General features: G+C 53.9%; 24 protein-coding genes. 12 read left to right on the top strand and 12 right to left on the bottom strand.

Annotated features, from left to right (window positions below; genetic code table 11):
• Positions 1-67 precede the first annotated feature (67 nt).
• The 10 genes from AB8881_10150 to AB8881_10105 all read right to left on the bottom strand — a co-directional run bounded on the left by AB8881_10150 (position 68) and on the right by AB8881_10105 (position 8,571).
• On the bottom strand, positions 68-2,116 hold the full coding sequence (locus AB8881_10150; GenBank protein ID XDZ64550.1) for an ASKHA domain-containing protein: 2,049 nt from the start codon (positions 2,114-2,116) through the stop codon (positions 68-70).
• Between the two features lie 56 nt (positions 2,117-2,172).
• Complete coding sequence (locus tag AB8881_10145) at positions 2,173-3,075, bottom strand: methyltetrahydrofolate cobalamin methyltransferase (GenBank protein XDZ62898.1); 903 nt, start codon at positions 3,073-3,075, stop codon at positions 2,173-2,175.
• 26 nt (positions 3,076-3,101) lie between these two features.
• The gene (locus AB8881_10140) at positions 3,102-4,034 is read right to left on the bottom strand and encodes a methylenetetrahydrofolate reductase (protein XDZ62897.1); all 933 of its coding nucleotides are present in this window, start codon (positions 4,032-4,034) and stop codon (positions 3,102-3,104) included.
• A gap of 210 nt (positions 4,035-4,244) precedes the next feature.
• Positions 4,245-4,559 carry a virulence factor gene (locus tag AB8881_10135; protein ID XDZ62896.1) on the bottom strand — a complete coding sequence of 105 codons (315 nt, stop codon included), beginning with the start codon at positions 4,557-4,559 and terminating at the stop codon, positions 4,245-4,247.
• A gap of 100 nt (positions 4,560-4,659) precedes the next feature.
• Positions 4,660-5,274: a DUF1638 domain-containing protein gene (locus AB8881_10130; GenBank protein ID XDZ62895.1), complete on the bottom strand. Its 615-nt coding sequence runs from the start codon at positions 5,272-5,274 to the stop codon at positions 4,660-4,662.
• Positions 5,255-5,959 carry a corrinoid protein gene (locus AB8881_10125; protein ID XDZ62894.1) on the bottom strand — a complete coding sequence of 235 codons (705 nt, stop codon included), beginning with the start codon at positions 5,957-5,959 and terminating at the stop codon, positions 5,255-5,257. Before AB8881_10125 ends, AB8881_10130 begins: the two co-directional genes overlap by 20 nt.
• Positions 5,960-6,274: 315 nt before the next feature.
• Positions 6,275-6,865, bottom strand: a complete 591-nt coding sequence (locus AB8881_10120; GenBank protein ID XDZ62893.1) for an inner membrane-spanning protein YciB — start codon at positions 6,863-6,865, stop codon at positions 6,275-6,277.
• Positions 6,866-6,974: 109 nt separating this feature from the next.
• Positions 6,975-7,979, bottom strand: a complete 1,005-nt coding sequence (dusA, locus tag AB8881_10115) for a tRNA dihydrouridine(20/20a) synthase DusA (protein XDZ62892.1) — start codon at positions 7,977-7,979, stop codon at positions 6,975-6,977.
• Positions 7,980-8,015: 36 nt separating this feature from the next.
• Positions 8,016-8,342, bottom strand: coding sequence for a DUF1491 family protein (locus AB8881_10110; GenBank protein XDZ62891.1), 327 nt, complete (start codon positions 8,340-8,342; stop codon positions 8,016-8,018).
• A 40-nt stretch (positions 8,343-8,382) separates the two neighbouring features.
• Positions 8,383-8,571, bottom strand: a complete 189-nt coding sequence (locus AB8881_10105; GenBank protein XDZ62890.1) for a DUF1674 domain-containing protein — start codon at positions 8,569-8,571, stop codon at positions 8,383-8,385.
• Positions 8,572-8,648: 77 nt separating this feature from the next.
• Here AB8881_10105 and AB8881_10100 point away from each other — a divergent pair, with 77 nt between their 5' ends.
• The 4 genes from AB8881_10100 (at position 8,649) to purH (ending at position 15,062) form a co-directional block, all read left to right on the top strand.
• A complete protein-coding gene (locus tag AB8881_10100) occupies positions 8,649-10,238 on the top strand; it encodes an RsmB/NOP family class I SAM-dependent RNA methyltransferase (GenBank protein ID XDZ62889.1) in 1,590 nt (529 codons plus the stop codon).
• 101 nt (positions 10,239-10,339) lie between these two features.
• Complete coding sequence (locus AB8881_10095; protein XDZ62888.1) at positions 10,340-11,923, top strand: heparinase II/III family protein; 1,584 nt, start codon at positions 10,340-10,342, stop codon at positions 11,921-11,923.
• Positions 11,924-12,042: 119 nt separating this feature from the next.
• Positions 12,043-13,353, top strand: coding sequence for a chromate efflux transporter (gene chrA, locus AB8881_10090; GenBank protein ID XDZ62887.1), 1,311 nt, complete (start codon positions 12,043-12,045; stop codon positions 13,351-13,353).
• 125 nt (positions 13,354-13,478) lie between these two features.
• Entirely contained in the window at positions 13,479-15,062 is a 1,584-nt protein-coding gene (purH, locus tag AB8881_10085) for a bifunctional phosphoribosylaminoimidazolecarboxamide formyltransferase/IMP cyclohydrolase (GenBank protein ID XDZ62886.1), read from the top strand.
• A gap of 31 nt (positions 15,063-15,093) precedes the next feature.
• On the opposite strand, the gene AB8881_10080 is transcribed toward purH, so the two are convergent.
• Positions 15,094-16,266, bottom strand: coding sequence for an A/G-specific adenine glycosylase (locus AB8881_10080; protein XDZ62885.1), 1,173 nt, complete (start codon positions 16,264-16,266; stop codon positions 15,094-15,096).
• 252 nt (positions 16,267-16,518) lie between these two features.
• On the opposite strand from AB8881_10080, the gene AB8881_10075 reads away from it, so the two are divergent.
• The 8 genes from AB8881_10075 (at position 16,519) to AB8881_10040 (ending at position 24,160) form a co-directional block, all read left to right on the top strand.
• Positions 16,519-16,977 carry a DUF721 domain-containing protein gene (locus tag AB8881_10075; GenBank protein XDZ62884.1) on the top strand — a complete coding sequence of 153 codons (459 nt, stop codon included), beginning with the start codon at positions 16,519-16,521 and terminating at the stop codon, positions 16,975-16,977.
• A gap of 197 nt (positions 16,978-17,174) precedes the next feature.
• Positions 17,175-17,810 (top strand): thioredoxin domain-containing protein, encoded by a 636-nt coding sequence (locus AB8881_10070; protein XDZ62883.1) that lies wholly within the window; start codon positions 17,175-17,177, stop codon positions 17,808-17,810.
• A gap of 31 nt (positions 17,811-17,841) precedes the next feature.
• On the top strand, positions 17,842-21,258 hold the full coding sequence (locus AB8881_10065; protein ID XDZ62882.1) for an AAA family ATPase: 3,417 nt from the start codon (positions 17,842-17,844) through the stop codon (positions 21,256-21,258).
• A gap of 263 nt (positions 21,259-21,521) precedes the next feature.
• Positions 21,522-21,878 (top strand): AtpZ/AtpI family protein, encoded by a 357-nt coding sequence (locus AB8881_10060; GenBank protein XDZ62881.1) that lies wholly within the window; start codon positions 21,522-21,524, stop codon positions 21,876-21,878.
• 33 nt (positions 21,879-21,911) lie between these two features.
• Positions 21,912-22,655 (top strand): F0F1 ATP synthase subunit A, encoded by a 744-nt coding sequence (locus AB8881_10055; GenBank protein ID XDZ64549.1) that lies wholly within the window; start codon positions 21,912-21,914, stop codon positions 22,653-22,655.
• Between the two features lie 87 nt (positions 22,656-22,742).
• Positions 22,743-22,970, top strand: coding sequence for an ATP synthase subunit C family protein (locus AB8881_10050; protein ID XDZ62880.1), 228 nt, complete (start codon positions 22,743-22,745; stop codon positions 22,968-22,970).
• Between the two features lie 96 nt (positions 22,971-23,066).
• A complete protein-coding gene (locus AB8881_10045) occupies positions 23,067-23,672 on the top strand; it encodes an ATP F0F1 synthase subunit B (protein ID XDZ62879.1) in 606 nt (201 codons plus the stop codon).
• Positions 23,672-24,160 carry an ATP synthase F0 subunit B gene (locus AB8881_10040; GenBank protein ID XDZ62878.1) on the top strand — a complete coding sequence of 163 codons (489 nt, stop codon included), beginning with the start codon at positions 23,672-23,674 and terminating at the stop codon, positions 24,158-24,160. The genes AB8881_10045 and AB8881_10040 overlap by 1 nt, the downstream gene beginning before the upstream one ends.
• Positions 24,161-24,265: 105 nt before the next feature.
• Here AB8881_10040 and AB8881_10035 read toward each other — a convergent pair whose 3' ends face one another.
• Entirely contained in the window at positions 24,266-24,721 is a 456-nt protein-coding gene (locus AB8881_10035) for a hypothetical protein (GenBank protein XDZ62877.1), read from the bottom strand.
• Between the last annotated feature and the right edge of the window lies 1 nt (position 24,722).

The following is a 24,722-nucleotide window of genomic DNA, read 5'->3' as shown; positions in this document are numbered from 1 at the left end:
TAATCGCCGGTTATACCCTTATCACCATCGTTTGACCGCGATCGTTTAACCGCCATCGCCTAGAGGCCTAGCGCCGCCGGCCGCCGCGCCGCCGCCCGCCTGCCAGTGCTGGTGCATCCTCATCGGTCAAAATCCGTTCGGGCAGGTCAACCGCCGCGGCAAGATTTGCATAGGGGTCGCTTTTATGCGGGATCGCCATCGCCTTCACAAAATGATCCTGAAACGATGGCTCGACGGCGGTTTCAATCTTTTCAATCTGCCGAACAACAGCCTCAATTTCGCGTCGCGCTGCCTGATTCAACAAGGCTAGGCGCGCACCAGCACCAGCCGAATTACCAGCGGCTCTTACATTCTCCAGCAAACAATCCGGGATCATCCCCAGTATCATAGCGTATTTCGGGTCAATATGCGTTCCAAATGCACCTGCCAGCACAACACGATCGACCTTGCGAATGTTGATTTTATCCATCAGCAAACGAAAGCCTGCATAAAGCGCGGCTTTGGCCAGCTGGATTGCACGAACATCGTTCTGGGTAACGCTAACCGTATCAGTAATGCGATAGGTAAATGTGCGATCGTCCGCCTCAATCCGGCTATTTACAGCCGCTTTCGTGCCGTCAATCACCCCGTCCATCGTGATAATTCCAGCCAGATACATCTCGCCAAGCACCTCGATAATCCCCGACCCGCAAATGCCGGTGACACCGGTTTTCGCAACTGCAGCGTCAAACCCGTCCTCATCCGACCACAGATCAACGCCGATGACGCGGAATTTCGGCTCAAGCGTTGCCTTATCAATGCGGATACGCTCAATCGCACCGGGGGCAGCGCGCTGGCCTGATGAGATTTGCGCCCCTTCAAAGGCCGGTCCGGTTGGTGATGACGCCGCCAACAGCCGGTTCTGGTTGCCAACAACAATCTCGGCATTCGTTCCAACATCGACAATCAGGGTCATTTCATCAACTTTTTGCGGCGCCTCGGCAAGCACTACCGCCGCCGCATCGGCGCCGACATGACCCGCAATACATGGCAGAATATAAACCCGCCCGCCCGGATTTATCGCAAGACCCAATTCATGCGCCCGCACATCTAATGCCGCATCAACTGCCAGCGCAAATGGCGCCCCGCCAAGCTCAACCGGATCAATCCCCAACAATAAATGATGCATTACCGGGTTTCCGACCAGCACCAGCTCGACAATATCATCACTGCTGAGACCCGCCTGCTTTGCCGCACCATCAATCAAGCCTTGCAGTCCGTTAATAACCGCCGTGGTCATTTCCGCCGCACCGCCCGGATTCATGATGCCATAGGAAACGCGGCTCATTAAATCTTCGCCAAACCTGATTTGCGGGTTCATCGCACCGGTTGAGGCCAAAACGGTTCCGGTTACCATGTCGCATAGATGCGCCGACATGGTGGTCGACCCCACATCAATCGCAACACCGGCAATCTGTTCTTTTAACCCCGGCCAGATCGCGACAATCTGGTGCCCATCACGAAGCGCAACGGTAATATGCCATTTACCTTGGCGCAAAACCGGCTGCAGCTGTCGCAGGACGTGCAAATCACAGGCAATTTCACCATTAACGCGATCCGGCCATTGTGCCATTAGGGCTTCGATTACGCGCCGCAGATCACCGGACGGCTCATGCATATCGGGTTCACGCACCTCGATGAAACACAAGCGTACAATGGGGTCCATCTCAATAGACCGCCCATCGGCCTCTTTGCGGATCAGCTGATTATGCACCTGACTTTCAGGCGGCACATCAATCACCGCATCCTTTAACAATTTTGCCTGACACGATAGCCGCCGCCCATTGATAAGGCCGCGTTTATCAGCATAACGAGTCTCGACAGCGGTCACCTCAGCCAGATGATCAGCCGCCGATTTCAGCCCATGCTTGGCAAACTCACCAACGCCAACGTCAATCTGACAACGACCACACATCGCCCGCCCGCCGCAAACCGAGTCAATATCAACACCCAGCTGGCGCGCCGCGGTTAATACCGGCGTTCCAACCGGCACAAATCCCTGACGACCCGATGGCGTAAAGACAATCTTCACCTGATTAGCTGGCGCGACTTGATCAGCCTCGATCGGGCCGGTCATTTGATTAGCCTCATCATTGCTCTCGATCATCGGATTATCACCAAAACGCGCGTTAATTAGGCATTGCGACGGCGGCGGGTCTGGCGTCGTTCGCGCCCACCTTCACCCGGCACAACCGGTTCCCGGAATTTTTGAATCCAGCGCCGGCACTCTGGGTCATTTCCGTTCATCACATTGGCCCCCATGATCGACGTCATTTCCTCGGCATGAAGCGGGTTCATAATGGCCGAAGTCATGCCAGCACCGGCTGCCATCGACAAGAACGCGGCGTTCATACCGTGCCGGTTCGGCAAACCAAAGGATATATTGGACGCACCGCAGGTGGTATTGACCTTTAGTTCATTGCGAAGCCGGATAATCAAATCCAACGCCGAGCGGCCAGCAAGGTTAATCGCCCCAACCGGCATGATCAGCGGGTCAACAACCACATCTTCACGCGGAATACCGTAATCTGCAGCCCGTTCGACAATTTTCTTGGCAACCTCATAACGCACATCAGGGTCTTCGGAAATACCGGTTTCGTCATTCGAAATCGCCACAACAGCCGCGCCGTATTTCTTTACCAATGGCAACACAACTTCTAGGCGCTCTTCTTCACCAGTGACCGAATTGACCAGCGGCTTGCCTTTGTAAACCGCCAGCCCCGCCTCAAGTGCGGCAACAATTGAACTATCAATCGCCAGTGGCACGTCAACCGTATCTTGGACAAGCTGGATCGCCTTGGCGAGAATCGCTGGCTCATCTGCCATCGGAATCCCAGCATTCACATCCAACATCGTGGCACCCGCCTCGACCTGGGCAACGGCATCGGACAGCACGCGCGAATAATCGCCCGCAGCCATTTCCGCCGCTAGCAGCTTGCGCCCTGTAGGGTTAATGCGCTCACCAATCACGCAAAAAGGCGAGTCAAAGCCAATGGTGATTTCCTGTTTATGCGACGAAATAAGGGTCTTAGTCATAAATATCTCCTGAAATTGCCGCCACCTTAGGCCGCCGATCCAACAACGTCAAACCCGCCTTTTGGCAAAAGCTGAATATGACCTGCCGCAATTGCATTCGCATAGGCAGCGGTCTTGGCAAAGCCGCCGAATGGGTAGAAATGAAAATGTTCGATCAGACAATCAGGATCACTTGCCATGCCCTGTGCCAGATCAGACAGCAACAGATGCGGCGATTGCACCGTCATCAGTTTCGCCACATTACGTGCCTGTTTCGAGATAAAGCGCATTGATGGCCCAATGCCAGAGATCTGCGCAAACCGGAACAGCGTCTTGATGGTGGCAGGCCCCGGAATACCAATGCGAATTGGCAGTTCATTTCCGGCAGCCCGAACCCGCTTTTCCCATTCCAGCACAATCGGTGCCTCAAAACAGAATTGCGTTTCGATATAGAGCGTCATGCCTTCGCGCTTGGCAAAGGCATTTTTTGCCGCCAGCGCATCGGCAATTTCTGCCTCGCTGATATCGGGGCTGCCCTCTGGATGGCCAGCGACACCGGCCGTCATGATACCATGTTTCTGCAAAAGACCAGTTTCTAGGATCTGCATCGAATTATCAAACGCACCAACCGGCTTGTCGACACCGCCGCCAATTACCAGCACCTCATCAACACCAGCCTCGGCGCGATACGCCGCAAGCAGCGTATCAAGCTGATCGGCATCGCGTAGCGAACGCGCCGCCAGATGCGGCACCGCCTTCATACCCTCATTGTGAAGCCGCTTTGTGACCGCCACCGTTTCCAGCGGGTCAGACCCCGGCAGAAAAGTAACATTGACCGTTGTTCCGGGGGCAAGACAGGCAGCGAAACTGGCGATTTTAGTCGCGCCTGCTGGGGTTACCTCGATTGACCAGCCTTCGGCCGCTTGCCGGATTTGTTGGATACTGGCCGCCATATTAAACCTCACATTTTCAGCTATCATTCTATCCCCCCAAATACCGCAGTTTGTCTTTATCTCGCAAGTTGTCTTGATGCCACTGGTCATCTAATTCCCAAAAGACCGACAATCGCCATCGGCAAAACAGGCAGTTAGCATCGACTTGATTTTCGGCAGAATGGCCGCTTGGCCTAAACCAAGATGGCTTGCTAGCGTCTTTCAGTTTGCCGATTACGACATCAATTGAAATATCGCCTATGCTGGGGCCTTGCCGCCATTTTCCACCAAGGCCCGCACCCTTTCGGGCGTATATTCTGTATCCAATGCCGCTGCTCTGGCCGCTGCCTCAGCGTCGAGATCCTCGCCACATTCCTCAGGTGCCGAGCGCCGCCATTCGGCAAGATAATCATCGGTCGAGTCGGCACCATCGCGCATCGCCGCCGCATCAATCGCAATCGCAAAGCGTCGCGGCAATTCGATTTTGGCCTGCTCACGCTGTCGGCCGCGGCCACGTTCAGCAATCACCTGCGCCGGAATATCACGCCAAAAAAGGGTAATCAAATTTGCCATAAGGCGCTCCTTTTTGTATTTCGGGTAAAATTATCGACCGTACCTACATGGGCGCGGCCATTATGCAGATCTACGCCCACGGTCAAACTTAAATTCAACTTTAAGCAAATTGTTTCAAAAAGCGGCTAAATTCGCCATAGCCGGTATAACGATATTCGTAATCAAGCCCTAGCTCACACGCTGCCTTTTGCGCTTTTTCCTGCAATGTTTTGGACCTTGTCTGCGCGATGTAGAGAACCCGCGTGTAATGCGCAAAATACATATCCCGCAATTGCGGATACTGGCGCAACCCCATGCCCTTCATTACAATCCGTTCAAAATGGCGCACCATGTAATCAGTTAGAAAAAACGTGCCAAGCGCCTGGTCCATTTCAGCGTCAAAATCTGGCTTGCCAAGAAACATCTCATAACAATGCGGGCCAGCAATCCGGGCAATGTTTTCAGCCTCTAAAAGCGCGTCAATCTCACCACCAGTGCCGCAATCACCATAGGCAACGGCAATCTCCATCCCGTCACGACGAGCCGCCGCAATTTTTTTCTTTAATCCGGGAACAATTTTTTCAGGGTGATTATGCCATGATGCCGGAAGACAGGTTAATTCAACCGCGCCTTCTGGCAATTGATTTATCAGCACAAGCAGTTCACGCGCCAGCGCCCCGCACGCAATTAAGTGCAGATGCGCTGGCTTACCAGCTTTAGCCTGCTGCTTGTTCACGTTCCAATTTAGCCTTGATCATTTCCTTGGCGGTTTCGACGGCCACCGCCGCATCACGGCAATAAGCATCGGCACCAACCGATTCGGCAAAGGCTTCGTTCAATGGTGCACCACCAACAAGAACGATATAATCGTCACGGATGCCCTTTTCGACCAACGCATCCACAACCACTTTCATATAGGGCATAGTGGTGGTTAAAAGTGCCGACATCCCAAGAATGTCAGGCTTATGCTTTTCCAGCGCGTCAAGATAGTTTTCTACCGGGTTATTGATGCCAAGATCAATCACATCAAAACCGGCACCCTCAAGCATCATCGATACAAGGTTTTTGCCGATATCATGGATGTCGCCCTTGACCGTGCCGATTACCATGGTTCCAACGCGCGGCGCACCGGTTTCTGCCAGCAATGGACGCAGAATACCCATGCCAGCCTTCATCGCATTCGCCGCCATCAAAACTTCGGGCACAAACAAGATGCCATCACGGAAATCGATGCCAACAATGGTCATCCCTTCGACCAGAGCCTTGGTCAGGACATCATAAGGTGTCCATCCCCGCCCGAGTAGAATTTCGACACCTTCGACAATTTCATCCTGCATACCGTCATAAAGGTCGTCATGCATCTGCTGGACAAGTTCATCATCATCCAAATCAGCTAGAATAATTTCATCTTCATCAGCCATGATCATTTCCTTTTTTACCGGCAGCTCTCTGCCGTGACCATTTAGCCCTAACGCAACTCTTGGCTGGACGCTCGGTGTCTGCGCAGTCTAGCCTCCAATTTCATTCCGGCAACCCAAAATGTAACACATTCTAAAACTTGGTTAGCAGTGACGCTGACCCTCTTCATTCTAATCTCAAATTATGTGAAGAAACTAAACTTGACCATGTAAGGTCAGGCCGACCGAATATGTACTTGGATCGACAAAAGCGCGTATTTTACGACATTTCACCCGGCAAAATGCTGCCACATTGCCATCATGACGTCGCGTTGGTGATTAATCCACAATTTGGTGCTTATGAATAATTGGCAAGCTAATCACGATAAAGGCCAGCGAAATACCGGTAAGACCAAACACCTTAAAGGTCACCCATGCATCAGTGCTGAGCGTCCGCCACGCAATTTCATTGGCAAGCGCTGAACAGCCAAACATCGCCACCCACAGCCAGCTCATCATGCGCCAACCCGCATCGGTCAGCTTGATCTGTGTCCCCATGATCGCGGCAAGCGGGTTCCGGCCGAGCGCGCGCCCTCCGGCAATCGCTGCGGCAAACATCAAGGTCAGGATGGTCGGCTTGACCTTGATGAACAGCTCATTGTCAAAATATAGCGTCAATCCGGCGAAAAACACCAGCGCGCCACAGCCAAACGCGGCCATCATCGGTATTCGCCGCTCAGAAACCCAGCTTATGCCCAGCGAAACCACGGTTGCCGCCACCAGCACCTTCACACTAAACATCAGATCGCTATAGAGGTAATTGGCACCGAAAAACAGCAGAAGAGGGCCAAAATCCAGCAGCATACGCCGCCCATTTGACGGCGGGCTAGCCGCGTTGTCAGATTTAACCGACGGGGTTTGATCGTTCATATTTTTAACCATTCCATCATTTCAAACATCGACATTATTCGGTAAGTCCTGCATCGACCGCAGAGGCCATCACAACATATAAATCGTCCAACCTTTATGCAGCCAACCTCTATGCTGCCAATCTTGCGGCCAAGATTTCGCATTCTTCAACAGTCTGGCGAATAAAGCCGCCGCCATCTTGGGCAAGGCGCGCCTGCTCGCCTAGTTGCCGGCGCCAATGTTTGGCACCGCGCTGCCCTGCATAAAGCCCAAGCATATGACGCGTAATACTATGAAGCGGAACATTATTTGCCGTCATTTTGTCGGCATAGTCGGCCATGGCCTCGGCCACTTGTTGCCGACTTGGCGGCGTTGCGGCAAAAAAATCATCGGAAATTGCAGTTAAAAGATAAGGCGTCCGGTAGGCTGCACGCCCAAGCATGACACCAGCAAACCCATCCCGCTCAACAGCGATTTGGTCAGTCGTTTCCAAGCCGCCATTCAAAATAATTGCCAGATCATCGCGGCGCGATGCAAGGCGGCGGGCCCGATCATAATCAAGCGGCGGAATATTCCGGTTTTCCTTGGGGCTCAATCCTTTTAGCCACGCTTTGCGGGCATGAAGATAGAACACCCCAACCCCAGCCCCTGCGACCAGATCTATAAACCGGTCCAGTCCAGCCTCGGCGTCCATATCGTCGATGCCAATCCGGCATTTGACCGTGATCGGCAGCGCGCTTGCCGCCATCATCGCCGCACAGCACTCCGCCACCAATTCGGGCTCGGCCATCAGGCAGGCACCAAACCTGCCCGATTGCACACGATCAGATGGGCAACCAACATTCAGGTTAATCTCGGCAAAACCCCATTCCGCTGCCCGCTGAACCGCCAGCGCTAGCCGTTCCGGCTGACTGCCACCCAGCTGCAGAACCAGCGGATGCTCGATCAAATCATGACCAAGCAATCTTTCAAGGTCGCCATGGATAATCGCCTCCGCTGTAACCATTTCAGTAAATAACAGCGCATTCGGCGCAAGATGCCGATGAAAGACGCGGCAATGCCGATCAGTCCAATCCATCATTGGGGCCACACAAAGGCGGCGGTCAATGACATCTGTTTTCTGGTGCTTGGTCATGAGGGCTTTATACGCATCCTTGCAGCAATTGCCAACTCACAGCAGATCAAACGGATTACGCGCCTTTGCGTCACATATGGCAACGATAAACGCATCATTATCCATTTTCATTTCAGCAGCAAGCCTGTCCTCGGCGGCTTGAGCATCGACCCATTCTGTGCTGGTGATAACCCGCCACACATAATTGCCATCGAAATCAAGGCTGCGTGCCAGCAGTTTATGCCGTCCATCCAGCGTATCAATATGCACAAAAATCGCGCCAGCATCAGCATCACCACGGCGCGTCAGAACACAATCGATCAGGTTAGCGCTTGCATAGCGTAATGCCGCACTTACTAAAATACCCGATTTTACCCGTGTCATCGCTTCATCTTACCTACTGGTCAGGCAAATAGCCAAACGCCTAAAAATCGGTACAGCGTCCCTTTTGTTCCCAATCACCATAGCGCGTTGGCTCAGGACCTTTTGGGCCATTAATTTCGGGCGGCATTTCACCAGCATCGTTCTGTTTGGCCGGATCATTTGTGTTTTGCACCAGCTCTGGCTGCATCTCGGCGGCCGGCAATGGCGTGTTTTTCTTGTCTCTTTCCATATTTGGGTATATGCCCCTTTAAACTGCCAAAAACAAGATATCAGCTATATTATGCGGCTGATCCAGCGGAATTTTCAATGTCTGATCGAAAAACCCCATCGACCCCGACACGCCTCGACAAACCTTTGCTGCGTTTGGAAACGTCCGGGCGCGCCAGCAAACCGCAACCATCAGACAATAGCGAAAACCGCGCATCAAAGGTGCCGCCTTCACGCCAGCCAGCATCGAAAAACGACGCGAATAGGCCGCGCAGAAATACCGCCGATGCCGCAGGCAAGGGTAAAGCCAAGAGTTTTGACAAGAGTTCTGGCAAAGCAGGACAAGAACCATCCAGAAAACCGGCGGCAAAGAAGCCAGATGCTGCGGCAAAAAAACCGACCCCACCCAGCCTAGCCAGTCGCCGCATTGTTTATGATCTGCTGGTCGCCGTCGACGAGGGTGTGCAGCTAGATAAGGCGCTGTCATCCAACCCTGATCTGCCGAAACTTGAGGATCGCGATCGCCGTTTTGTGCGGTTGTTGGCAACAACTAGCCTGCGGCATCGCGGGCAATTGGAAAAGGTGCTTGCCCCGCTGGTTTCGCGCAAACCGTTCGGTGCGCAGGCCAATGCCAATTTTGTTCTGCTGATGGGCGCGGCACAGATCCTATTGCTAAAAACCGGCGCGCACGCCGCCGTTGACAGCACTGTTGAATTAATGCGCCAAACCGGATTTGACCGGCTATGCGGACTAGCCAATGCGGTGATGCGCCGCCTCACCCGCGAAGGTGAAGCCCTGTTTGATGCGACCAGCCATATGGATAATCTGCCGGGCTGGCTGCAACAAAGCTGGCGGCATTATTGGGGCGTTGAAAAAGCAACGGCAATCGCCGGCCTTGCGATGCTGCCGCCACCGCTTGATATTTCAGTCAAGGCCGATGCCGAGGGCTGGGCGGCAAAGCTGGAGGCCCGCGTCATTGACCATCATACGCTGCGCCGTGAATTTGATGGCGACCCGTCATTACTGGCCGGGTTTGAGGATGGTGCATGGTGGGTACAAGATGCCGCCGCAGCGCTGCCAGCGCGCTTGCTTGGAGAGATTACTGATAAAGATGTTATTGATTTATGTGCGGCACCTGGCGGCAAAACTGCACAGTTGATTGCGGCTGGCGCAAAGGTTACCGCGATTGATAATAGCCGCAAACGCCTTGACCGTCTGCGCCGCAATCTGAAACGGCTTAAACTTCCAGCCACTCTGGTGCTTGCTGATGGCGCTGCCTACACCCCCGAAATACCTGTTGATGCAGTGCTTGTCGATGCTCCTTGCTCGGCAACTGGAACCGTGCGGCGGCGACCTGACATTTTGAACCAGCGTGAAGCCGAAGATATCGTTGCATTACAACAAATTCAGTGGAATCTTGCGACCACGGCGCTTGGCTGGCTTCGGGCTGGTGGCCGCATGGTCTATGCGACCTGTTCGCTACAACCAGAAGAAGGCGAAGACATTATCGACGCCTCTATGGATGCGGCCGAGGGACGCTTTGCCATTGATCCGGTCACGCCTGAAGAGGCTGGCATATTTGCGCGCTCGATCACCGATCAGGGCTATGTTCGCATTCTACCAAGTGACTATGAAGACATTGGCGGGGTTGATGGGTTTTTTATCGCGCGGTTAATATCGTTAGGATAGCATAATCGGATAGTCACGCCGTTAGGGGGGTGACAACAGAAACGTAACAACAGGGGCGCAGCAGCAGGGGCGTAACGACAGGAACGTAAAAACAGGCGGTTATGGCAAAACTGAGCAAAAAACCGGATAAATGGCGCGTCGGCAGACTTGAGCAGCTGTTTCGACATTCGGGCCTGTTTTTGTGGAGTTTGCGCGCCGCCCGTAAGATTGAGCCCATCACCGGCTTTGCCGATCATTGGCGCGGATCAGCCAGTACAGGCTCGCAGATCATGACCAGCGGATCAAGCTGGCGGGTCACCAGCGAAGGGTTTGACAATTTTGATTGGCTGCGCGACCTGCGCAGCTTTGGCGGCAGTCAGGCTCGCAGCCGCGCACGAAGTTTAATCACCAACTGGCTAAAGCTGAACAGCCGCTGGACCGCCAAAAGCTGGCAGCCCGATATCATGGGACAGCGGCTTGCCACTCTGGTGTTTTGTTACGATTGGTATGGCCAGTCTGGTGATGAGGCGTTTCAGCAGCTAATCAGCGAGTCTATTCGATTGCAAGCAAGCTGTTTAGCGATTGACTGGAAACGTCTGCATGATCACAACGCCCGCGTAACCGCACTGCGCGGATTAATCATTGCCGAGGCTGCGCTTGGTGCTGATGCTGATGATCTCGACAATCTGATGGAATTTTTGGTGCCGTTGGTTGATGGCATGCTCTATGCCGATGGCGGCCATAAAAGCCGGATGGCGGACAAGCATCTGGCGGTCATGCGCGACCTGATCGAAATTCGGAATACCGGCCTTGCCAATGAACTCGAACAATTGGCGTGGCTTGATCGAACGATTGCCAAAATGGGCTCAATCTGCCGGATGTGGCGTCATGCGGATGGCCAGTTTGCGCGGTTTAACGGTGCCGGCGTTTCCAATCCCAACATAATCGAGGAAACATTGGCGCGCGCTGGCCAGAAAGGCAAGCTGTTACAACAAGCACCCCATAGCGGTTTTCTGCGGTTTTCGTCAGGCCGCTCGACAATCATTATGGATGTCGGCAAGCCCGAAGCCGATGCCGAGGTAGCCGGGCTTGGCACCTTGGGGTTTGAATTTGCTGTTGGACAAAATTTACTGGTTATCAATCCGGGACAGGCCAGCAATGATCCAAATTTGCAACGCCTGCTCTGTTCAACCAAGGCCCATTCCACGCTGACCCTTGATGGGCAAAACTCGTCTGATTTTAATGCTGGCCGGTTTGCTGAAGTTGACAATATTGAAATGGGGCCAGCCGAAGGCGGATTGTTGGCTGTTGCCAGCCACAAAGGCTATGAGCAATCACACGGTATCATTCATCATCGTAAACTTTATCTGTCGACCGGCGGCGGCAATCTTCGTGGTGCTGACCAGTTAGAATATACCGGCGCACCGGGCGAAATTGCCCGTTTGGCGGTTATTCGGTTTCATTTACATCCGCGCGTAACCGCGGCTATGCTTCGAGATCAGCGGATTTTGATAAAGATTCGGGGTAATCGGGCTGGCTGGGTATTCCGTTGCAGCGCGGCGGTATCATTGGATACATCGCTGTTTTTTGATCCAAGCGGGCGTATGAACTGCCAGCAAATTGTCTTAAATGCGCCGCTTGCCGATATCCGGTCAATTGGCGCGGTTAATGTGAAATGGGCCTTTCAACGCAATGACCCGATTTAAAACGACCCGATTTAAAATGACCCAAGCTTAAAATATCTGGTCGCTGCTCGTAAAAACCTGCCCACGGCCGAAGAATTCCACAGCAAAACGATGATAGTGACGGAAAGTTTATATCTTTGATGAAAGCCTCATCTAAAATCTCGGCCAAAATTTCGACCGCGCCACCATCGCCGATCCCCCCTTTATTGAAGGCAAGTACGATCTGGGGCAAAATCGGCTTATTATCCTTTGGCGGTCCAACGGCGCAGATTGCGCTGATGCACCGAATGATTGTTGCCGAACGCCGTTGGCTCAGCGAAGCTCAGTTTTTGAACGGTTTGAGTTTTTGTATGCTGCTTCCCGGGCCCGAAGCCATGCAGCTTGCGACCTATGCGGGGTGGCGGATGCACGGTGTTCTTGGTGGCTTGATTGCCGGCTTGCTGTTTGTGTTGCCCGGCGCTTTCATTATGCTTGGCCTCGGGTTGATCTATGTTTATTTCGGCAGCCTTGGTCTTGTTGATGCGGTTTTCTTAGGGGTAAAAGCAGCCATTGTGGTGGTTGTGGCACAAGCCCTGATTCGCCTTGCCCAAAAGACCTTGCGTGCAGCACATCAATGGGTCATTGCGGCTTTGGGGTTTTGCGGTATTCTCGCCCTTGCCCTGCCATTTCCGTTGATTATTGCGCTGGCGGCAATTTATGGTTTTGTCAGCACCAGCCAACGCCAATCAACCACACCGCCACCATTGCCGAAAACGCAGGACACAATCCAAATGATCCTGATTTGGATCGTCGTATGGTGGGCCCCTCTATTGGCGATTGATCTTTTTGCAAAGGCGCCATTACTGGCCGAAATTGGCTATTTCTTCAGCAAGCTAGCGGTGGTGACATTTGGCGGTGCCTACGCTGTGCTTGCCTATATGGCGCAGGCGGTTGTCGAACAGCTTGGCTGGCTAAAGCCAAGCGAAATGATGGATGGGCTTGGCCTCGCCGAAACGACGCCCGGACCATTGATCCTAGTGACCGAATTTGTCGGCTTTCTGGCAGCATTCAAACAGGCTGGCATCATCGCTGGTATTGCCGGTGCCGCGATTGCACTCTGGGCGACATTTGTTCCCTGTTTTTTATGGATTTTTGCTGGCGCACCCTATCTTGACTGGCTAACCCATCAGCCACGACTTGAAGGCGCATTAGCCAGCATCATGGCGGCTGTTGTCGGGGTAATTGCCAATTTATTTGTTTGGTTCACGCTGCATTTAATGTTTGCCAAGACCGATATCATGGCGTTTGGAATGATCCGGGTTTTGCTGCCTGATCTTGCAAGTTTTGACTTTCGCGTCATCGGAATTACCGCGCTTTGTGCATGGCTTGCCTTTGGCCGCAATGTCGGCATTTTCTGGCTTCTTGGTATTGCGGCATTGGCTGGCGCCGCAACTAGCCATATATTCCCGTGATCAGCGGCACCGACGCAGGGGGCAGCTGTTTTATCAAGATCGGCAATTGCCTTTCCAGCCAAGCTCGGCCATAAAGGCCGCGTTAAATCCACAAACTCTGCCACGCAGGATTGGCACCCAATATTATGACATCTCCCGCCTCTATTCCCATTCGCCGCGCCCTTCTATCGGTTTCTGATAAAACCGGCCTCATTGAATTTACCACGCGGCTTGCCGCGGCGAAAATTGAACTTCTGTCAACCGGCGGTACCGCCAGCCTGCTTCGTGATGCCGGTCTAAACGTTACAGATGTTGCCGAGGTAACTGGCTTTCCCGAGATCATGGGCGGGCGCGTGAAAACACTGCATCCCAAGATTCATGGCGGCCTTTTGGCGCGCCGCGACCTCGATGACCATGTTGCAGCAATGAGCGCCCAAGGCATTGAGGGCATCGACTTGTTGGTGGTTAATCTTTACCCGTTTGAGGAGACGCTTCGGCAGACGCGTGACCGGCAGGCGCTTGTTGAGAAAATTGATATTGGCGGGCCTGCGATGCTGCGGGCGGCGGCAAAGAACCATGATTTCCTGACCGTTCTTTGTGACCCTGCCGACTATGCCAGCGTTGCAGACGCCATCGACAAAAATGGCGGTACCGAGCTTGAGCTTCGACAGCGTCTCGCCGCCAAAACATTTGCCCGCACCGCCGCCTATGACAGTGCGATCTCGGGCTGGATGGCATCAAGCTTTGGCGAAGAGCTGCCAGAGATCACCTCAACCGCGGGCCGTAAAATCATTGATTTGCGCTATGGTGAAAACCCGCATCAGCAGGCTGCATTATATAAAACTGGTCAAGACCGACCGGGCGTTGCCTCGGCAGAGCAGATTCAGGGTAAGCCATTATCCTACAATAACATTAATGATACCGATGCCGCGTTTGAGCTGGTTGCCGAGTTTGACCAGCCAACGATTGCCATCATCAAACACGCCAACCCTTGCGGCGTTGCCAGCGGTGATAATCTCGGCGCCGCGTGGCAGCACGCATTGGCCTGCGACCCGGTCAGTGCCTTTGGCGGCATTGTCGCGATGAACCGGCCGCTTGACGCTGAAACTGCTAAAGCTGTCGCCAGTATTTTTACCGAAGTTGTGATCGCACCCGAAGCGAGCGATGAGGCCAAGGCCATTATGGCGGCAAAACCTAATCTGCGGCTATTGATCACCGGCGCCCTGCCAGATCGCAGCAGCAGCGCAATCAAGATTAAATCGGTTGCTGGCGGTTTTCTGGCACAATCTCGTGACGCCGGCATAATCGGCGTGGACGACCTTAGGATCGTTACCCAACGCGCCCCAACCGAGGCCGAAATTTCCGATATGCTGTTTGCGTGGAAAGTCACCAAACACGTGAAATCAAATGCCATTGTGTTTGTCAATGACGCCAGTACCGCAGGCATTGGCGCCGGTCAGATGAGCCGGGTAGACGCTGCACGTATAGCCGTTCAAAAGGCTGCAGATATCGCGGCAATTCATGGCCGGTCAGACCCGCGTACAATCGGCTCGGTCGCAGCATCGGACGCTTTTTTCCCGTTTGCTGACGGTCTAGAAACATTAATCGCAGCTGGTGCAACCGCAGTTATTCAGCCCGGCGGATCGGTCAAGGATAATGAAGTGATTGCAGCGGCGGATGCTGCCGGTATTGCGATGGTATTCACCGGCATGCGGCATTTCAATCATTAATCTGATTGTCACCCGTCGATATCAGATCGCCTCAGCGGTGACGCTCTGACGGTGACAGGCTGGCGGCCGCGGCTTTCCAGACTTTGCGCATCAGGCTTGGCAGATCAGCTGGACGTGGCGGCGCCCAATGGCCAGAATGACTGGCATTGCTGGTATTGCTGATATTTCTGGCATTGCTGGTATTGCTGAGAGGGGCATCTTTCACCCGGGCGATACAGATTTTCATCTCCAGCGCAAAATGCGTGAATATGTGCAATACCGGCTCATCAAGCAAAATCCAATCGGCCGGAAATGGCGCATTATCCTGATTAAGGCTGCGATCGGCCTGTTGTGAGGCAAGACCAGTCTCGGGGAATGCCAGCATACCGCCAAGGAGACCTTTTTCTGGGCGGCGCTGCAAGAAAACCTCTCCCCGATCATTGATCGCAACAAACGCGATGGCGCGGCGAACTGGCTTTGCCGCTTTTGCGGGCTTAACCGGCACTTTATCAACAATCCCTTTTGCCAATGCCTGACAGGACGAGGCAAAACAGCAGCTCGCACAGGCTGGCTGGCGCGGCGTGCAGACCGCATTGGCAAAATCCATCAACGCCTGCGGCCAATCAGAGGGGCGGTTTACCGGCAAAATCCGTTGATAGGCATCGGCAATTTCGACCTTCGCCGCTGGCAACGGCGTCTCGATGGCAAAATAGCGACTAAAAAGTCGTTCGATATTACCGTCAACAACCACAGCTTGCCGCCCAAAGCCAATCGCCGCAATCGCACCAGCTGTGTAGGGGCCAACCCCCGGAAGCTGGCGCAAACCAGCGACGATATCTCCCGAATCAGCCTGCGGCGCGCCCGAATCAGACTGCGGTTTTTGGTAATTGGCAAAATCGCCACCCCACCTATCTGCCACCATATTGGCAGCTTTATGAAGATTGCGGGCGCGAGCGTAATAACCAAGACCCGCCCATGCGGACAGCACATCATCCAATGGCGCTGCGGCAAGGTCGCCTATCGTTGGCCACCGACGGGTAAAATCAAGGAAATACGGGATCATCGTTGCCACAACGGTTTGCTGAAGCATAATTTCGGACAGCCACACATGATAGGCTGGCGCCAGTTCAGGCCAGCGTCGCCGCCACGGCAGATCGCGCCCGTGCCGGTCGTACCAGCGATAAAGGGCGGCAATTGGAAATGTCTCTAACTTTGTCTCAACCACGCGATGTTCTGCCCCGGCCACTCATATTGTTTGGGTTCATGTTGTTTGGGCTTTACCTTTAACCGGCTGTTGCGATGATCCGGCAATCACCATGATTTGCTTCGAAGAGTGGTCATGCTAGAGTATTGGGCGAGCGGGTCAAGACACCCGAAGCCCCCGTCTTATCGAGATCAACAAATAACGAAACCGGCACAATAATTTATGGTCAAAACGCCTAAAAACCGATCGAATAAAATGCGGCGGCTATCCACGATGATAGATCCTATGATTGCCCCATCGGCGCAGGAACGCGGCTTTGCGATCAGCCGCCTGATTTCACATTGGACCGAAATTGTTGGCGATATTGCCGACTGGTGCCGGCCAGCAGATATTCAATTTCCGCGCGGTAGCAGAAATAATGGAACATTAAAGCTGCAGATCGCATCAGGACGCGGGCCACAGGCCCAAGCCATGTCCGCCCAAATTATTGATCAGGTGAATGCCGCCTTCGGCTATCAGGCGGTTGGCCGCATCAGTCTTGTGCAAAGCCTTGTTCCCGCCCAAACACCCGCCCCGCCGGGCAGTGGGCCAACTGACCAAAAGACCCCCGCAATTTCGGATGCGGCCGATATCTGGGCACTTGATGAAAAGCTGAAAGATATCAAATCGCCGGAATTACGTGCCGCGCTGCGGCGGCTTGGCGGCCCCGTTAATAATTCTGATAACACATGACGCTGATAACACATGATTGGGCTAAAAAACAAGATGCGGCTGAACATTGATCACCACTGCGGGCAGCCAGAGTGAATGGCCCACATGGATAGCCAGATTTCCCCAAGCCAACCACCAACAAGCCAACTACCAAATTAATTAGCCCTGCAACGAAATCGCGCATTGCCCCGGTTTTACCCTTGGATTATGATCAGGCCATGATGACAGAAAACCTAAAAGATTTAACCACCGACCGCCGTTCGCTCCTCCTTGGAGGTGCCGCGATGATGCTTGTACCAACCGCAGGATTTGCGGCTGAGGTAACGATTGAGCATGTGACATCGCCCCGCGTTCTCGGCAAAGCAGATGCACCGATCACGGTTGTCGAATTATTTTCCATGACCTGCCCGCATTGTGCCAGCTTTCACAACAAGACGTTTCCAGATGTGAAAACGCGGCTAATCGACACTGGTATGGTTCGTTTTGAGATGCAGCCTTTCCCGCTAGACCAGATCGCGCTGCGCGCTCACGCATTGGCGCGCGCCCTGCCCGAGAGCAAATATTTCCCAATGGTTTCAATGCTGTTGAAAGATATTGATCGGTGGGCTCGTAATCCGGACCCGCTGTCGGCCCTTGCACAGATGGCAAGGTTGGCCGGAATGGGCAAGGCAGATTTTGACGCTGTTATGGGCAACCGGCGACTTCTCGAAGCGATTGTTGAGATGCGTCAAAACGCGCATAAACGCTGGAGTGTCAAATCGACTCCATCCTTTGTGGTGAATAGTAAAACCATCATTTCTGGCGATCTGTCCTATGAAGATTTCGCTGCCAAGATAAATGCAACGGACGCCTGACCCAAAGGCTCCAAAATAACAGGTTATTAATGTGATTTTTCGAAGCCTGAAAATGGCCGGATTCAAATCCTTTGCGGAATCGGCAGAGGTTGATATCGATTCCGGCCTGACTGGCATCGTTGGGCCAAACGGCTGTGGCAAATCGAACATTGTTGAAGGCCTGCGCTGGGTCATGGGCGAGAGCTCGGCTCGTCAGATGCGTGGCGGCGAAATGGATGATGTGATTTTTGGCGGCACGGAACAACGACCAGCGCGCAATCTCGCCGAAATCACCCTACAGCTTGATAATCATCTGCGTCAGGCACCAGCCGAATTCAACAATAGTGATGAGCTGGAAATAACGCGCAAAATTGAACGCGGTAAAGGCAGCAGTTATTACGTGAACGCGAAACCGGCGCGGGCGCGTGACATTCAGTTGCTGTTTGCTGATACCGCAACCGGCGCCAGATCGTCCGGCATCGTCAGCCAAGGCCGTATTGGCGCGATTGTTGGTGCCAAGCCGGTTGACCGCCGCACGTTAATTGAAGAAGCGGCAAATATTCGCGGCCTGCACGCCCGCCGACATGAGGCTGAATTACGCCTTCGTGCTGCCGAGACAAATCTTGAGCGTTTGGATGATGTTATTGCTGGCCTGAGTGAGCAACGTGACTCGCTTCGCAAACAGGCACGCCAAGCGGCGCGGTACCGCTCGGTTGCCGATCGCATCCGAAAAGCCGAGGCGCAATTCCTGCTGGCCCGCTGGACCGCTGGCCAAATGGATCTAGATGCGGCAACAGCCGCGTTGGCAGCGGCACGACTAGATGTTGGCGCCCGCGCCGAAATCGCCGCACGAAGTGCCACCGCACGCAGCGAGATTGCCGCCTCACTGCCGCCCCTGCGGGCTGCCGAGGCGGAAAAGGCGGCGGAATATCAGCGCCTCGCCCTTGGCCGTGAAGAGCTGGACCGCGAAGAAGGGCGCGTGAGCGATGCGCTGGCCCAGCTTGCCAGCCGCCAAGCCCAGTTAACCCAAGACATCGCCCGAGAGACCAGTCTTCTTGATGATGCAAAAGCGGCTATTGCACGGCTTGCCGAGGAAACCGACGCATTGGCGATGCAGATCACTGAGGCGGCGCCAAAACAGTCAGCTGCCAGCGATATTCTAAACGCCGCCCGCCTTACTGCCAGCCAGAATGAAACCAGTCTCGCCGAGGCGAGTGCCGCCCTTCGCGCCGCCGCGACCACCCGCAACAGCCTAACCAGCCGCAAACAGGATTTAGAGGCCCGGATCCAGTCGGCAACGAACGCGCTGTCGCAATTATCACTTGAGACTATGCTTGCAGCGGCCGGCCAGTCAGATCGGGAAAAACAAGAAGCCGAGGCTGATTTCATGGCAGCAAAGTCAGCATTGGAAGCGGCTGAACAGGCGCTGACCGATGCCACTACCGCCGCGGAAACTGCGCTAAACGCCAAGCGTGATAGCGAATCGCACATGACCCGCCTTCAGGCCGAAATTGACGCATTGGAATATCTGCTGGCCGATCTTGGTGATCAAGCATCAGCCCCCATCGCCGATCAATTATCAGTTCGCGATGGTATGGAAACGGCGCTGGCCGGTTATCTGGCGGATGAATTATCGGCGCCGGTCGACAGCGGTAATCAGGAATTCTGGCGGAACGGCAGCACGCCGCGCCTGTCGCCGCCTGATGGAACGATCCCGCTTGCCAATTTTGTTAGCGGCGCACCGGCGTTGAGCGCATCACTTGCTGGCGTTGGTGTCGTTGATGATGCGACCAGTGCAGAGGCATTACAATTTAGCCTCCTTCCGGGACAAGCAGTGGTGACCAAATCAGGCAGCCTATGGCGCTGGGACGGGTTTGTGCGTCATGCCAATCAATCTGACAAGGGCGCCGAGCGGATTCGCCAACGCCGCCGGCTTGAAGCCTTGCAAAATGATGCCTACAAGGCTTCAAAAAAACTTGATCAAAGTGGCACAATTGCCAGTTCTAGCGAAACCGCGCTTAGCACCGCGCGCCAGAATGTGCAAAACTGCCGTACTAACAGTATGCAGGCGGAACAAGCCTTTGGTGACAGCCGCCGCCGCGCCGAGTCCGATGCGTTGAAACTAGCGGCTGGTCGGGAGCGTGCTGGCGAATTAAACACCAGCTTGGATGAATTATCGGTAGCGCTTGCCAGCTGCGATGTAGAAATATCTGCGCTTGCCGATGATGCTGCGCTTGGCGTTGCTGAAACCGATGCCAGAGCAGCTGCCGAGGCGTCGAGGGCCGCACTTGCCGAGGCAATGCAGGCGGAATCACGCCTTGCTGATGTCATCGGAACCGCCACCCGCCGCCAAGCCAGCTGCGCGCAGGAAGCCAGCGCCTGGCAACAACGCCTCGATGGCGCAAACAGCCGCATCGCCGAGCTGGAAGCGCGACTTGCTGATGGTAATCAGGAACAACAGCGGCTGCAGGCTGTTCCCGAAATACTCGCGAAACAGCGACTTGAAATCGGTGACCTGCTGGAGATTTCCGAGGCAAACCGGCAAAGCGCTGCCGACGCGCTGCGCCTTGCCGAAACCAGCCTTAACGAGGCCGAATCATTGCAGCGTGATGCTGATAACGCCATGGCGACTGCCCGCGAAACCCAAATCCGCGCCGAAGCTGGCGAGGAACGCTGCAATGCTGCGCTGGCCGAATTAAAAGACCGGATTCAGGATAAATTGAACTGCGCCCCGGATGCGGTTGCCGAAATTGCCGGTGTAGAGGATGGTGCGGCGCTTGGTGGTCTGGATGTTCTGGAAGAGAGGGTTCACCGTCTTATCCGTGAACGTGATAATATCGGGCCCGTCAATTTGCGAGCCGAGGCCGAGATGGAGGATGTTGCGGCGAGGATCACCAGCATGGAAACCGAGCGCGATGATCTGATTGCAGCGATTGGCAAGTTACGTTCCGCAATCAGCCAGTTGAACCGTGAAGGGCGGGAACGCCTGCTCAAAAGCTTTGGCGAAGTGAATGATCACTTCAAACGTCTGTTTAAAAAGCTATTCGGCGGTGGTAACGCTGAATTACAGTTGACCAATGCCGATGACCCGCTTGAGGCGGGGCTAGAGATTCTGGCAAGCCCACCCGGCAAACGGTTGCAATCACTATCGCTTTTATCTGGCGGTGAGCAGGCTATGACAGCATTGGCGATTATTTTTGCGGTCTTTTTGACCAATCCAGCGCCAATTTGCGTTCTTGATGAAGTGGATGCGCCGCTTGACGATTCGAATGTCGTGCGATTCTGTGACCTTTTGCGTGATATTTGTGATCAAACCGACACCCGATTCCTTGTCATTACCCATCACCGCATGACAATGGCGCGCATGGACCGGCTTTTCGGCATCACCATGGAACAGCGCGGCATTTCCAAGCTGGTGTCGGTTGACCTGCAGACAGCCGAGAGAATCCGTGACACTGCGGTCGCTTAGCGGCTGCTTTTGGCTGATAAAAACAATCCATTTCCCCAAGCCAGCTAATCCGCAGAAATCTGCGGCAAAAGAACACCCATTGAAGGCTTGACAAAGACCAACCCACCCCCCTATTTTGAGCGCGATTTCGGTAGGGGCGGTCGCTGGGGATAACAGCGACAAAATGCCTGCCTAATTCGGTAAAGGAAAAGCAGAGGAACAGCTTCGTACAAACCGCCATATCCGGCCGCATCTAAAACGGCATTCAAGGATTGGATAACCAGATGAACGAAAAAGACTCGCAAAGAGACAATGAACGTCTTGCGGATATTGACCGTCGTCTGGATAAGCTGCAGGCGCAGCGGGAAGAAAAAGACCGGCCCAGCCGATCCGCCCTTCCCGAAGGCATGGCAGCGATAATGGGGCGCGTTGCGACCGAGCTTGTGGCCGGTGTTATGGTTGGTGCTTTTATCGGATGGGCGCTGGATCGATGGCTTGAGACGTCGCCGCTGTTTTTGCTGGTGATGTTCTTTATGGGCGCGATCGCTGGCATGTTGAATGTATGGCGTGTATTTACCGGCCGTGGATTGGCCGCTGGTTATTTCGATGAGCATAAAAACTCATCAGGCAAAGACGATTAAGGGAGCTGACAGGCAATGAGCAATTCTGAAGGAATGCATTCACCGGTCGCACAGTTTGAGATCAAGCCATTGGTCGAACTGTCGCTTGGTGGTTATGATGTCTCATTCACAAATTCCAGCCTGTTTATGCTGCTTGCCATTGGTGTCAGCTCGATCTTCCTGATCAGCGCAATGCGCCGCGCCGATATGGTGCCAGGCCGCATGCAGGGTATGGCCGAAATGATGTATGAATTTGTTGCCGAAATGGTGCGCAGCAACGTTGGCCGTGAGGGCCGCCCTTACTTTCCGTTCATCTTCACGCTGTTTGTGTTTCTGCTGTTTGGCAATATGCTTGGGCTGATCCCCTATTCATACACCTTTACCTCGCAGATCATCGTGACCTTTGCGATGGCCGCCTTTGTGTTTGTGGGCGTGACGATAATCGCCTTGTGCAAACATGGTCTGCATTTCTTCAGCTTTTTTGTACCAGCCGGTGCGCCGAAAGTGCTGATCCCGTTTTTAATCGTGATTGAAGTGATTTCATATTTTGTCCGCCCTGTCAGCCTGTCTGTTCGTTTGTTTGCCAACATGCTGGCGGGTCACACAATGCTGAAAGTTTTTGCTGGCCTTGCCGTGATGATTTCAGGTGCAGGCGGTCTTGCAATGGCTGGCTCGCTATTGCCATTTGTCGCGTTGATCGGCCTGACTGGCCTTGAAGTTTTGGTGGCGGCGTTGCAGGCCTATGTCTTCACCATCCTTACTTGTATGTATTTGAACGACGCCCTGCACCTACACTAGGCGCAGAGGCCCAACCGAATCCGCTGGTAAATTACAGCGGTGTGAATTGAACGAAACTGTGTAAAAACTCATGGAAGGACTATGATTATGGAAGTAGAAGCTGCAAAAATGATCGGTGCCGGTTTGGCCGTTATCGCTCTTGCTGGTGTTGGTGTTGGTATTGGTAACATCTTCTCTGCACTTGTAACCTCTATCGCACGCAACCCTGCGGCTCGCGGCGAAGTTTTCGGTATTGGCATTCTTGGATTTGCCTTGACTGAAGCCATCGCGCTGTTCGCACTTGTTGTTGCTCTGTTGCTTTTGTTCGCTCTTTAAAAAAGACCCGAATTCGCAACAAACATTCCATGACTTGCTTGCCGGCTTTGTGGTTCGTTTACGAACCAAGTCCGGCAGGCGGGCAAGGGGATAAAAATGACGGAAAATACAAGATACCGGCTAACCGCAATTGCAGTCGCCCTTCCGGCTTTTATGTCGGCAAAGGCTTTTGCAGCTGGTGCCAGCGAGCCGGGCCTGCCCCAGCTTGATATTGCTACATGGCCATCACAGCTGTTCTGGCTCGTGGTGCTGTTTGGTGCGGGCTATGTGGTCATGGCCAAAATGGTAACACCGCGCATTGGTGCTGTTCTTGAAGAACGTCGTCAGACATTGGACGGCGATCTTGAAAAGGCACGTAACGCCAGTGCTGATGCTGCCAAAACCCGTGCTGAATATGAGAGCGACCTTGAGAAAGCCCGCAGCGATGCAGCTGAATTTGCCAAGCAAGCTGCTATGGAAGCCACGAAAAAAGCCGAGGCAGCAGACGCCAAAGTCGCGCGCAAGCTGGCCGATAAGGTTGCAAGCGCTGAAGCTGCATTGGCAAAAGCGAAAACCGAAGCATTGGCTAATCTTAATGATGTCGCAGCCGAAGCTGCTATGGACGCAGTTGCCGCACTTGCCGGAATCAAAACCACCAGTGCACAGGCGGGTAAAACCGCAGCGTCAATTGCCACAAAACTGGCCAAGCAGGGAGCAAACTGATGGAACAGGGAATCGTTCTTGAATCGGTATGGGTGCTTGTTGGCTTTTTGGTCTTTGTCGCGCTTGTTTGGCGTAAGGTCGGCGCTGCTTTGGGCGGTATGCTTGACGAACGTTCGGCAAAAATCAGTGACGAGCTGAAGGAAGCGGCAGCGTTACGGGATGCGGCTCTTGAAGAGTTGCAAACTTACAAGCGTCTGCACCGTGAAGCGGCAAAAGAGGCTGAGGCTATTTTACAGTCAGCCGAAGCGACCGCACAGCGGATCCGCGAAACAGCCGAGAAAAACGCCATCGCCGCAGTCAAACGGCGGGAACAACAGGCCGATGCAAAGATCAAGGCGGCCGAGGCCAGCATGGTTGCAGAATTACGGGAACGGGCAGCTGCCCTAGCCGTCGCCACAGCGACCGAGATCATCACCAGCAAACTCGACGACAAAGCCAGCCTTGCGCTTGTCGATAAAGCTGCTGCTGAGATTGAAAAGCTGAATTAATCCCTGCCTTTCAAAATGCGAAATAAACAAACGCCAGCTCGCAAGAACTGGCGTTTTTTTTATGGCGTTTCTTTTATGGCTGGGGCTACCGGCAGTGACGTACGCCTAGTAAGCTGGCTTTAGGCTAATCACCAGACGCGCATCAGCCGGAACGATCTGTTCGAACTCAACCACCGGATATTTCACTGCATCATCCTTGCTAAAGCCAATCAGATACCCGAAATCTTCATTCGCGGTCACAGCTTGGTTACGATCGACAATTGCCGTCATAAGCGGCAACGACAGCGTGTCATTACCAGCCCCGGCAGCAAGGTCACGCTTGACCTTTAACCCCGTCCTTAGCGCAATCTTTGTGCCGCCCGACTTATGCCGCGTGCAGACAGCATCCACGCCGTTCAGACGAACGTCAAACACCTGCCTTGTCTCATCCGAGCGCACATAGGCACGCGTGCCTTGTTCTGGCGCACTAATCGCGGGACAAGAGACAAACTCATCTTTACTGGTACAGCCAGCAAGAAAGATCGAACAGCCAATTACGGCCAGAAAAGATATCTGTTTCATA

It is taken from the genome of Alphaproteobacteria bacterium LSUCC0396, assembly GCA_041228345.1.
Classification (GTDB): Bacteria; Pseudomonadota; Alphaproteobacteria; order Puniceispirillales; family Puniceispirillaceae; genus UBA3439.
The sequence above is the reverse complement of the archived record's forward strand: the minus strand, read 5'-3'. Positions and strand labels throughout refer to the sequence as shown.